Source organism: Rummeliibacillus suwonensis, assembly GCF_007896435.1.
Classification (GTDB): Bacteria; Bacillota; Bacilli; order Bacillales_A; family Planococcaceae; genus Rummeliibacillus; species Rummeliibacillus suwonensis.
In genome coordinates this window covers 1684991-1697246 of record NZ_VCBL01000001.1, presented here as the reverse complement: position 1 = coordinate 1697246, position 12256 = coordinate 1684991, and the positions used below count along the sequence as shown (strand labels likewise).

General features: G+C 34.1%; 10 protein-coding genes. 5 read left to right on the top strand and 5 right to left on the bottom strand.

Annotation, left to right across the window (positions count from 1 at the left end; genetic code table 11):
* Positions 1-952: 952 nt before the first annotated feature.
* Both FEU33_RS07870 and FEU33_RS07865 read left to right on the top strand, forming a co-directional pair.
* Positions 953-1486: an RNA polymerase sigma factor gene (locus FEU33_RS07870; RefSeq protein ID WP_146548845.1), complete on the top strand. Its 534-nt coding sequence runs from the start codon at positions 953-955 to the stop codon at positions 1484-1486.
* Entirely contained in the window at positions 1476-2507 is a 1032-nt protein-coding gene (locus tag FEU33_RS07865) for a DUF4179 domain-containing protein (protein ID WP_146548844.1), read from the top strand. The genes FEU33_RS07870 and FEU33_RS07865 overlap by 11 nt, the downstream gene beginning before the upstream one ends.
* A gap of 253 nt (positions 2508-2760) precedes the next feature.
* Here FEU33_RS07865 and FEU33_RS07860 read toward each other — a convergent pair whose 3' ends face one another.
* On the bottom strand, positions 2761-3669 hold the full coding sequence (locus FEU33_RS07860; protein ID WP_146548843.1) for a DMT family transporter: 909 nt from the start codon (positions 3667-3669) through the stop codon (positions 2761-2763).
* Between the two features lie 292 nt (positions 3670-3961).
* On the opposite strand from FEU33_RS07860, the gene recQ reads away from it, so the two are divergent.
* The gene (recQ, locus tag FEU33_RS07855) at positions 3962-5731 is read left to right on the top strand and encodes a DNA helicase RecQ (protein ID WP_146548842.1); all 1770 of its coding nucleotides are present in this window, start codon (positions 3962-3964) and stop codon (positions 5729-5731) included.
* An 888-nt stretch (positions 5732-6619) separates the two neighbouring features.
* Here recQ and FEU33_RS07850 read toward each other — a convergent pair.
* Positions 6620-6907 (bottom strand): hypothetical protein, encoded by a 288-nt coding sequence (locus tag FEU33_RS07850; RefSeq protein ID WP_146548841.1) that lies wholly within the window; start codon positions 6905-6907, stop codon positions 6620-6622.
* A 455-nt stretch (positions 6908-7362) separates the two neighbouring features.
* Between FEU33_RS07850 and FEU33_RS07845 the strand changes: the two genes are divergently transcribed.
* The gene (locus tag FEU33_RS07845; protein ID WP_146548840.1) at positions 7363-7560 is read left to right on the top strand and encodes a DUF6501 family protein; all 198 of its coding nucleotides are present in this window, start codon (positions 7363-7365) and stop codon (positions 7558-7560) included.
* 294 nt (positions 7561-7854) lie between these two features.
* Here FEU33_RS07845 and FEU33_RS07840 read toward each other — a convergent pair whose 3' ends face one another.
* From FEU33_RS07840 to FEU33_RS07830, 3 genes are all read right to left on the bottom strand, one after another.
* Entirely contained in the window at positions 7855-9036 is a 1182-nt protein-coding gene (locus FEU33_RS07840) for a toxic anion resistance protein (RefSeq protein WP_146548839.1), read from the bottom strand.
* The gene (locus FEU33_RS07835; RefSeq protein WP_186725772.1) at positions 9033-9683 is read right to left on the bottom strand and encodes a 5-bromo-4-chloroindolyl phosphate hydrolysis family protein; all 651 of its coding nucleotides are present in this window, start codon (positions 9681-9683) and stop codon (positions 9033-9035) included. The genes FEU33_RS07840 and FEU33_RS07835 overlap by 4 nt, the downstream gene beginning before the upstream one ends.
* A 245-nt stretch (positions 9684-9928) precedes the next feature.
* The gene (locus FEU33_RS07830) at positions 9929-11656 is read right to left on the bottom strand and encodes a globin-coupled sensor protein (RefSeq protein WP_146548837.1); all 1728 of its coding nucleotides are present in this window, start codon (positions 11654-11656) and stop codon (positions 9929-9931) included.
* A 118-nt stretch (positions 11657-11774) separates the two neighbouring features.
* On the opposite strand from FEU33_RS07830, the gene FEU33_RS07825 reads away from it, so the two are divergent.
* Positions 11775-12053, top strand: coding sequence for a DUF1033 family protein (locus FEU33_RS07825; RefSeq protein ID WP_146548836.1), 279 nt, complete (start codon positions 11775-11777; stop codon positions 12051-12053).
* Positions 12054-12256: the final 203 nt, after the last annotated feature.

Here is a 12256-nt window from a genome sequence, read left to right as displayed (position 1 = left end):
ACGAGGAGATTGAAGCCAAGCCCGTGGAAAGCGCCGTCTGGAGCGGAACAAAAACTTCTGAATATTAATGTTCATGTTGATTCGAAATGTTCGTGTTTTTCATCTAAATTTTGCATTATGAAATTGATTCAGCTAGTGAAGAAAATAGATAGTTCCGGAAATTTCATGCGAAAGACCTTTTAAACGAAATATTTGATGTAGCGGTATATTCGATCAACAAAATATATTAATAACAAGTAGAACAAACCATGGTCTTGGTCTGTTCTACTAATGTTAGTTTTAATTTTTAGTCAATGTTATCAACTCTAAGCGATGTATCAAGTTCATAGTTTTCGGCGTGGACAGCATAAAATTCAGCTTTGCCATTTAAGCCATCTACATAACCCCTAATGTTTCTCCAAACCACATCATAGCTCTGATTATAAATCCTACCACCAAAAGCGTAATTTCTTCTACATAATCATCAGAATTTTGTGAGTCATATTTGTATCATATCAGTAATAAAACTTTCGATGCCACTAACTAAAAGTAGGGAAGGTCTTATACAGTGGCCTTTTATCAGAATAACGATAGAAAACCTCACAATTGAGTGAATCTTCATTTTCTCTTTTTATAAAATTTCTCCACAACTTCGGTTTTTCATCTCCGTGCTGAGTATTGTTTTTTCTTTTCTGTATTTTGATGATCCCGTTTTGAAAACATCTTTTTTGTCCATTTCTCATTTTAGATTGTTCACTTTTCAATTTCTTGGCTGATGAAGGTTTGGATGAATTTCATTTCTTGAGGCATATGTGATTTCTATAAAATTGACTTATTGAAAAGAATTATATTTTTGCCTTATTCCTTAACCCTTATATATAAAATTTAAACTATGAAGATTGGAAAAATTTTTAAAAAGTAACGGCCAATTATTCATTTTTACTGTCTAATTAATTGAGTAGAAAGAAAGGAGATGATTATTCTGCCGAAGAAAAGAGCCATTTCAAAAAAAGATAAAGAAGTGCTTTTCTCACTATTTCAAGAATATCAACAGGATATTTTTCGAATGGCATATACGTATGTGAAAAATAATGAGGATGCTTTAGATGTTGTACAAGAAGTGGCATATCGAGCTTTGAAAAAAATAGATACATTAAATGAACCACAATATTTTAAAACATGGCTGTTCAGAATTACGATCAATTGTTCTATAGATTGGTTGAAAAAAAATAATAAGTTAGTCATGGATTCAAACGACTTAGATAGTTATTGTGATGATTCCATTCAACATTTAGATATGCCGCTCAGTCTCTCATTGCAAGATATTTTAGATGAGTTGGATGTTACGGAGAAAACCGTAATTTTATTGAAGTATTATCAAGAGTTCACGTTTCAAGAGATTTCAGCATTTATGACCTTGCCATTAAGTACTGTCAAAACCATTACATATCGTGCTTTAAAAAAACTCAAAACAAAGATTAAGAGGGAGGATCTTTATGGAGGATAATCAAATTCGAAAAAAAATAAACTCAATTGCTATTCCTAAAGAATTAAATGCACGGATTATGGAGGGTTTTCATCAAGCAGAGCAAGAGAGCGGTCATCTATCATTAAGAAAAAGACAAGGTATAAAAAGGGAAATATTCTTGGTGGCCTCTGCTGCTATCCTATTTGTAGGGCTTTTTATCGGTTCTACTTTCGTTTCACCAGCAATGGCTACAATCGCTTCCAAAATACCATTGTTCAATACCGTTTTTAATAGAGGGACAATTGATACTGCATTAATGAAACATTTGAGAAAACAAGGATTTGCAGTAAGTCATATTACCCAATCTGATTACGGACATGAAATTTCGATAGCACTAGATGCAAAACAATATACAAATCAGAAAGAAGAAGTAGAGCAAGCCGCAAAACAATATTTACAACAGGAGGGATACAGCAATATTAAAATAAAGGTAAAGAAATATACTGAACAAATAGTGCTTAAGAACATAAGGGAATATCCTTTAGAAAATACGGATTTTCTCTTTGAAATTAGGAAACAAATGAAGAAAGCTGGTTTCAATATAAAATATAATCAGTTCGTGATAAAGCCGAAACCAGCTGAATTGACGTTATTAATTCCTGAAAGTGACTTTAATACAAGAAAAAATGAAATTATTCGTATTGTAAAAGAAGCTGGCGAGACCTATGATGTAGGGAACTTTAAAATATCATTTAAGAAATATTCTTTTGAACAACGTGACCGAAATGCTAGGTGGGTAAGTATTGTTGATACTCTTCATGATGTTTTACTCAATAATAAAAAATATTCAGTTAAGTCCTTTGGTTTTTCTGTTAAAGATAAGGTTCAATTGTATGTACAATTAGATATTCGAGCAGGAGATTCAAGAGCAAAAGAAAAAGCAAAGATCACTGAACAAGATATTCATAAGTTTCTTTCCTCTCAGAAGCTTAAAAAAATAATAAAGGATGACCATTATCAAATTGAAATAACAAGTAAAGATGGTAAAAAAATAAATTAAACCAGATTATCTAACAAGGATTGCTTTATAAAAAGTTAACGAAATTTGATTTTATCATAAACGGTGGCATGAATAGATAGGTGCTTTTAAATGGGATGAAGGAAGGTTTGGGATCAAAATCATGTTATATCAAAGAAATTAAAACATATCCGTAGAAGTATTCTCATGAGATGACATTCAAACATAAAAGCAGCTAAAAGAAAAAATTTTCTTTTAACTGCTTTTCTCTTAGAAGAATGGTACTAAAAATCAATCATAGCTCGTCTGCAACACCTAGTAGAATAATGCCGATCATGACAATAGCGATGACCATATAATGTTTTGCCGTTAGCTTTTCTTTTAAGAAAATACGAGAAAGAATAACAGAGAAAATACTATAAGATGCGATCAATGGTGCAGCAATGATCGCGTAAGCACTCATCGCGTATACATAGAAAAATTGACCTGTTGTCTCAAGTATAGCAGCACAAGTTTTATCTCTTTCTTTAAAAACATTGAATGGGATTTTCTTGAATGCTTTTAGATAAATAAATGTAATTACTGCACAGATAAAAAACGTATACTCGTATGCTAATAGAGCAACATCTTCGCTCATGAGCTTTAACTCATCTAAATAAATACCATCTGCAAATGTACCTGCGCCGTCTAATAAAGCATAAATGATTGGGAAGGTGATAGCCATAAAGCTTAGTTGGTATTTTTTGTCGACTTCTACACGGTTTAAACGCATTATTTTACGTTCTTCTTGCTTCTCGACGATAGCGATTCCCATTACACCAGATGTAATGATGATAACGCCTAGAATATGGATCCAATCGATATCTTGCTGAAAGAAGATAAATAGTAAAATGGCGGTAATAGCCCCTGAAGAGTTTTGCACTGGAGAAGAAATCGAAAGTTCCAAATAGCGCAAACCTACATAACCAATTGTCATAGAGGCTATATAGAAGAAAGACACAGGCAAATATTTCACCATATCGAACGGTTTGAAATCGATGTCTTTATATAGCATATAACCAGTAGCATGAAGACCCATGACAAGTCCGACGATAACAACAATCTTCAAATGACTATATTTATCGTTGCTGTCTGATCCCTTTTTATAAAATAAATCTGCACCGCCCCATGCTAGAGCAGTCAGTATAGAAAATAAAAACCACATTATTCTTAGGACTCCTTATTCAATTTTACAGCTAATCTATTATACAGTGAATGAAAGTAATTGAAAAGTATTATCAACTAGATTATGAATCTTTTTTTATAGTCAAGTTTGGGGGATATGATGATCTTGATGAAGCAGAAGATCATTATCTTTATAGTAGGAGAGATGTATGTGAATCTAATCGCTATTCAATGAACAAGTAATTATATGGATGAATGGTTATCGCAAAGGCGAAATGACAGGGAGCATGGTACAATAACGTTAGAATAACAAACGAAAGGTGATAGAATAAATGATTGAAAGAGCCCGCCATTATTTACAGCAATTTTTTGGTTACCAAAACTTTCGTTTAGGACAAGAAAAAATGATTGAACTTGTTTTATCGGGAAAATCGAGTTTATGTGTTATGCCAACAGGTGGTGGTAAATCTGTATGTTATCAAATCCCAGCCTTAATGCTTGAAGGAACAACTATTGTTATTTCACCACTCATCTCATTGATGCAGGATCAAGTAGACACTTTACTTGAAATGGGGATTGAAGCTGCCTATATCAATTCTTCGTTAAGTCAAAGGGAATACCATGATACATTGAAAAATGCTCAAGATGGACACTATAAACTTTTGTATATCGCCCCTGAAAGACTAGAGTCAGAGGATTTTAGAAGATTGATCGCTTTATTAAATGTACCGCTTATAGCAGTAGATGAAGCACATTGTATTTCACAATGGGGACATGACTTTCGTCCAAGTTATCGTGCGATTGGTCGGTTGGCAGAACAATTTGAAAAATGTCCGACACTTGTTGCTTTGACGGCAACTGCTACTCCAGCAGTTCGTGAAGATATTTGCCACCAATTAAAAATACCTGTAGGAAATACAGTTATGACAGGTTTTGTACGTGATAACTTGAGTTTTTCTGTGCTGCTTGGACAAAATAGAGAACGGTATGTGAAAGATTTTGTAAAAAAGAATAGAGCTGAAGTTGGCATCATCTATGCAGCCACAAGGAAAACAGTCGACCATCTGTATAATGTACTAAAAAAGGCAGGCATTCAGGTAGCCAAATATCATGCAGGGCTATCAGAGTCCTTAAGACAAACAGAACAAAATCGTTTTTTACATGATGAGGCATCCGTTATTGTTGCTACCAACGCCTTTGGGATGGGGATCGATAAATCCAATGTTCGATATGTCATCCATTATCAAATTCCTAAGAATATGGAAAGCTATTATCAAGAAGCCGGAAGAGCTGGAAGAGATGGTTTACCAAGCCAATGCATATTATTGTATGCTCCTCAGGATGTACAAACACAACGTTTCCTAATCGACCAAACAGATGATAGAGAACGAATACCGGTAGAATTGCAAAAATTGCAGTCTATGGTCGACTACTGTCATACGGAAAATTGCTTACAGCAGTATATTGTCAATTATTTTGGTGATGAAACAGAAGAAAAGTGTGGAAAGTGTAGTAACTGCACCGATGATCGAGAAGTATTCGATGTAACGGTTGATTGTCAAAAAGTTTTGTCTTGTATTGTTCGAATGGGACAAAAATTTGGCAAAACAATGGTAGCGCAAGTACTAGTAGGTTCCAAAAATCAAAAGATCCGAAATTTCGGATTTGAAGAATTATCAACGTATGGATTATTAAAAGAAATGACGATTAAAGAAGTGACCCATTTTATCGAGTTCATGATTGCTGAAGATTTATTGGCAGTCAATCAAGGATCAATGCCTACCATTTACGTTACACCAAAGGGAAAAGAAGTCCTGATTGGAAAGAGGAAAGTAGAAAAACGCGGTGTTGTGATCACGAAACAAATTGTTGAAGCAGATCCATTATTTGAAGAATTAAGGGTAATTCGAAAACAATTAGCTGATGAAGCAAATGTGCCGCCATTTGTTATTTTTTCAGATAAATCATTAAGAGATATGTGTGCAAAAAGACCAACTAATGCTGAAGAATTTTTAGAAGTAAATGGTGTTGGGGAAAACAAACTTGAAAGATATGGAGAGACATTCATCAAAGCCATTGCAGAATTCCAGACAGTTGATTAAAGAATTAGGACAACCTTATTTTTAGTTTCGTCTCTATATGAAAATATAAAGTTATCCAAAGTGGTATTGCTATATGAAAGAGCTCCATCTTTTCATCATTAGGCTTTGTAACCACTCGCAGAAAAGCATTCATTTATCAGGCGTGTTGATTATCCAATTTAATCTATAAAAATAGGGGGATTCGTTGATTTCCGCTCCGGCTTGCTCGCTACGCTGCGGGGTCTCATCTATTCGCTTTTCCCGCGGGACATTGAATTTGCTTCATCGAATCGACACCGCACGAAGAAAATGCGCATGCATTTTCGAGGACTCGAGCAAGCCTCCACTCCAATCTATATAAATGGTCCTAAAAAACAGGGTTTTTCAAAAATAAAAATTACACCAAACAGGTACTCCTGATTTTTGTAAAATCAACACGTGTGTTCATTTATAGGAAATCAAATGAATATCCATAAGAGGATTGATTAAGAAAATCAGATGTGTTTATTGGAAAAAATAGGTGATAAATTGGGCATACAATGTTCCGCGGAAAGAGCGAATAAATCTTCCGAGAGAGCAAATAACCCCACGAAAAGAGCGAATAACTCCGTGAAAAGAACAGGTGAGACCCCGCAGCTTTGCTAAGTAAGGAGGAGGCTCAGCACGTTCGCCCGCATGAGTCGTGCAAGCCTTAGCTGAAATTAGCAGATAAACTACTATAATTTATAGGAAAAATTGGATAATCACAATCCAGAAATACTCATTCACCTAACTTATCCTTGAATCTATTTGATCAGTATAAAATTAGGTGATTGGTACTTATCCTGAAACGTTTAGTTTGAAGGATAGCCGTAGAGCAAGCATTCTTATAAGATAAAAATTTTCAAACGAACTAAACGAAAAGCTTTTTTAAAATGTTAGGTGTGCATGTTTTTCGTCTAATAGCACAATCCCTGTAATCCCGTTGACTGTTTCTGAATGGATAATCTTATCTTTTAAAACAGGTAGCAATTTAGGGGATAAAGCGACATGAACACCTTCTACTTCCACAATGATATCGGTATGAATGGGCGTATCGATATCAGCAGCAAACTGTATTCCGTTGCGATCCGCTACTGCATAAAACCGGAGCAGATGGTACTTATTATCAGCTGTTAAATTTTTGATATACTTCTTTCCCTGATTGGTTAGTCTCATCGTGAATCATCCTTTACACAATATCCGAATTCTTTTCTGGTGTAAGTATTCCACGACTGTTTATGATTTAAACAAGAAGTCATCCAACATACGAAAAATCTTTATTTTCGTGTAAGCCATTCTGCAACGATAAAAAATACAATAAAAAAGGCAAATGCTAAAATAAAAAACCATGCTGGAACTCCACCAAATGTAAACAAATAGACACCCCCATAAAATTCTTATTATAATAGTAGCATAACTCTCTCTGAATTCCATTTTAGAATGATAAATTTTCGGCTTGTACACTTTTTCTAAAAAAATGGTTTATTTTTGGGACAAATATAGTGAAATCGTATAAAATAAAAGAACATGGCATCATTATAGATGAATAGGTAGTCGGCTTCTGAACATTCATCAACTAAAAAAATGATTGGAAGAAGCTTTATTTTAGTTAAGAGAGGTTGTTTAAAGAAATGATTCATTTAGATTGGAAAAATGCACCAACCATTAAAAAAGTTATTTGTAAGCATACAAATGCAAAGAAATATTTAGTTTCCAATGTATTAACAGTTGGAAAAGAATATGAAGTGAAGAATGAAACAGAAGAATTCTATTTTGTCATTGATAATACGGGACATGTTGGTGGCTATTATAAAAATTACTTCGAATAATCTATTAGAAGCAATGAAAAAAGCTTTTCGCTTATTAAATATTAGGCGGAAAGCTTTTTTTAGTTTTATCACATATGCCCCGCAGTAAACTTCCACTTCAAAACTCAGGCAATGGATAGAGGATAAGGGGTTATTGCATGTGAAATTCCTAATGGGTTCAACTAATAGACAGTGTTGTTGAAAAGAAAGCCACACTGTCAGAAGTAGCCTCAAGCGAATATCACGGATTTTGAAGAGAAGCTTTTTGAACAAACTCGAAAAATCTGGACACAATCACGCGAGGGCATAAATCAATTAATAGGTTGAGCCTTGTTGCTTTGAGTGTATAGCAAGAAGACGTTGTTTTAAATCTTCTTCCATTTTGGCAATTTCAATTTCAGCCGCTTTTCGTTTTTGACGTCCTTCTGCTTGGATTTGAAGGGTTTCCTCGATCGTAGAAATCAAATTTTCCTGCGTCTTTTTTAAAGTTTCGATTTCGACTAGACCTCTTTCGTTTTCCTTAGCGGTTTCAATTGTATTTACTTTTAACATTTCAGAGTTTTTCAATAGTAAATCATTCGTTGTTTTTGTTACTTGTTTTTGTGCCTCGACTGCCTTGCGTTGATTGTTTAAGGTTAGTGCGATCGCAATTTGATTTTTCCATAAAGGAATCGCTGTCATGATGGATGCTTGAATTTTTTCGGCCAATGTTTGATTGGTTTGTTGAATCATACGAATTTGTGGTGCCGTTTGTATCGTTATTTGGCGAGATAATTGTAAATCATATATTCTTTTTTCAAGTCGAGTAACGAATTGCGCTAAGTCATTAAACTCTTGAACATCCATTTGATCTTGTGAAGTTTCTGCTTTTTGTTTCAATTCGGGTAGCATTTCATGAACAATTTCCTCTTTTTTCAGTTCAGCCGCAGCAATGTAAACATTCAATGCTTGAAAATAAACTTTGTTTTGGTCATAAAGCTGATCTAACATATGAACATCCTCAATAAGACCCGTTTTCGAATGTTCTAATTGAATACCAATTCGATCAATTTGCGTGCTTAACTTTTGATATTTTGTCATTAATTCTTGCAAGGATCGAGAAACTCTTTTAAAAAATTTGCGAAGACCTGATTTTTTTTCTTGCTGCAGTTCTTCAGGATCCAGTTCATTTAGCTTATCCATTAAATTTTTTAAAATATCCCCAATAGGACCGATATCTTTTCGTTGCACATGATCGAGCATTTGATGCGAAAAACGTGATAGTTCATTTTGTGCATTCGCTCCATAGGTTAAAATCGCTTCATAATTGTCAACGGGAATTTGAGCAGCCAATTGATGCGCTTTTTTTTGCTCTTCCTCTGATAAACGTTCAAGAACGGTAGGAGGTTTTTGCTCAGTCGAAGCTGTATTCGTTTGTTGCGGTTCAGATTGTAATTCAAATGGATTGTTTAGTAAATCATCCATGGATGGTGAAGAATTGGACGATGAGTTTGTCATTTAGATTCTCCTCTCATAGTTGCAGAAGTTTGCTTTTGAGCTGTTGAAAGCTGCGCGAAGTCTAATTCCATTTTAAGTTCTTCGATATCGGTTGCAAGTACTGAATGTAGATCCTCTTGCATAATGTTATTTAAATCTTCTAAGGTTTCGCGTGTTTCCTGCAAAGCTAGATGAACGTCTGCGTCCTTAATGGGCTGTGATGATAAAAGTACATATTTTTCAGTCAGTTCACTGGCAGAATGTAAATGAGCATAGAAAAATTGTTCGACCTGATAAAATTTTTTCGGATTTTTATTCACGATATTCACAATTCTTTTTGCTAAACGGTGTAGCTCTAAAAGTTGCTTGAAAGTTGAAATCGAACGAACCTTTGTATAATAACGATTCAAGTTACGCAATTCAGAATGTGCATCGTCTAATTGTATTTGAATATGTTTATATTCTGAACGGTTAAGTCCTACTCTTTTCAAATAGCGAAATCGTTGAATCGTTTTAATGATGGTGTTTGATAGGAAATAGCTAATGACCCCGATAAGGGAGCTTATCCAAAAATTGATGTCAAAACTCCAATAACATACGAGAAAAGCAGTTGTAATGACGATGAAATTGAGAAAATTTCTAAATATAAATTGTCCAAATTTGAGCATGGATTTTCCTCCTTCTAACGCTCTTATTTTATGTACGAATGAAGTGAAAGAAAGTTTCATCTGTATAAACAAATAAGAGAATGGTTCATTCATATCTATATGATTAGCTGAATTGACAGATTTTAAGTACGTTCTTATTTTAATATATTTTAAATAAAAATGCGAAAAGCTGACGAGGTTAAACCTGTCAGCCAATTTTTCTTATTCGAGTTTATTTTAAAATTGAGGGATTCATATACATAAACTTAAAAGACTAAACGCTCTTTTTCAATTTTTTCGATCAATTGGTTAAGGGCTTCAATCACTTTGTTAGAAGCTGCCTCTAGTTGATGTAGGGCGTTTTCTGCCTCTTCAATGCGCCCATCATGGAATAATTGAACGGCTATCTTCGCTTGGTTGTGCACTTCTTGATGGTGAATATCTAGTTCTTTAAAGTTGGCATCATTTTCAAAACGTTGTTGTGCCTTTGGTGAAAGATACCATTTACCAAGTCGACATTCTTGATGTGAAGAAACATCGCCTTCTTCAATATTTTCCAAACCTAAGAACATATTGTAGATACGCCATTTCCATAAAATATGATCTGCTTTTGATAATTGTAGTAGGGCAAGGCTGGAAAGTTGAATATTATTATTTTCGACTAAGCTTAATCTAAAACGGTTAATTTCATTTCCTAATTGATAAATGCCTGAAGATGTGTCATGTGCTAATTCTCTAACTTTTTCTTGCAGATCTGCTATTTGAACCATTCGATTGGAAATTTCATCTGCAGCAGACGCCTGTTCTTCAGAAATAGCAGCTGTTTGTGTAACATCATTGTTGATATCTTCAATATTATCTACAATTTGAGTGAGCAAAGGGAGTGAGTCCTTTGCCTCTGTTGTCGCATCTTTGATAATAGTGGTTGTTTCGGAAATCGAGTTGGCGACATTTTGAGAGTAATCTTTTAAATGATGGACGTTTGTAGAAACCTCACTTAAAGCAGAAACCGTGTTCTCAGCAAGTTTCCGAACTTCTTGTGCCACAACTGCAAAACCTTTTCCATGCTCACCAGCTCTGGCTGCTTCAATGGAAGCATTTAATGCAAGCAAGTTCGTTTGATCTGCGATGTTGTTGATCAAAGTGACGACATTTTCAATATCATATACTCGCTTTTGCAGTTCATCGAATGATTGAACGATGGAAGCAAATGTTTCGCCTGTTTTGAAAATATCATTTAAAGAAGAGTTTATTTTATTTTTTGAATCGGTTGCATATTTAACAGATTCTGCAGTTTTTTCTGATATTCTACTCGAATTTTTGGCTATTTCGTTAATAGAAGCAGTGATTTCCTCTGTAGCCGCTGTGGAAGATTGAATTTCATTTGATTGTTGATCTAAATTGAAGATCAAATCTTTCATCTGCATGATTTGTGACGTTGTATCCATAAGTGAAGACACTTCAGTAACAGAATGTTCGACCATTCTTTCCGTTGCCACTTCAAATAAAAGTTCCTGTTCGATGTTGATGGCAGCTTGAAAAGATCGCATGAAGTCAAAAGCTTTGGCAGGTTTAAACCCAAAGTTATACAATATATGAGTAGTCACATAAAATGCGAATTGATTAAACATGACAATTGTCTTTCCAGGTTCATATTTATAATGTCTAAAAAGATAAAAGAAATTCACTACATCATTGACGTATTTTTCATCTCTTTGCGCATTGAAGAATGTATGTAAATATTGATCTACAAAATGATCATCAATAAGATTATGCTTGTTTGGAGAAATTTCTTCTAAATAAGAAATAAAGATTTCTTTTAAAGTTGGGGTTATGTTTGAAAATGAATCATATAGTGCCTTTAATCTTTCTTCGTCGTTATGCGTAAAATGATTAAATGCTAATGTTTCTTTAAATCGTCCATTAATGGAAATATCAGTACCTCTTTCAAACAGTTGCTTTATTTCTAACTTAGGCCTTATAGTTGAAAACATAGACATCCGCCTCCTAATACATTATATAACAAGTTTAGCATATAGGACGTTAGTTATAAAGAAGGTTTAAAATAAAGGGAAAATTGATATATAAAATTTACAAAAGGGATTGACAGATATGTATAAAATCATTTATATGAAAGCCGACTATGAGCCATGGTGGCAATTTGATGGTTGGGAAGAGAACATAGTGGAAGAAAAAATTTTTGAGAGCAAAGAAGAAGCAAAACGTTTTTTAGAAGATACATTAAATGATTTCGGAAAAAAATATAGGCATCAAGGGCATAAAAAAGAGCGCTTCTGGGCGTTTTGGTCAGATGATGAAATGCATTTTTGCGAGGCTTGTGACGATAACATTCAAACTTATCATGGAATTATATGGGAAGAGCTAATGTGACCAAGTTGTAAAGTAATAAACTTTTAGAAAAATCTTCAATTTTGTTGACAATACTTTTGAACGTGGTATACTATTTACAACAAATGAAATTGATTTACCGCAAACTTCCATTCACATATTACAAAAAGTGATCGGCTTGTCATCGGTACTTTATGTAATATGTGAATTTTTGTTTTGGGTTGTTAATTTTTGTTTGTTCACTT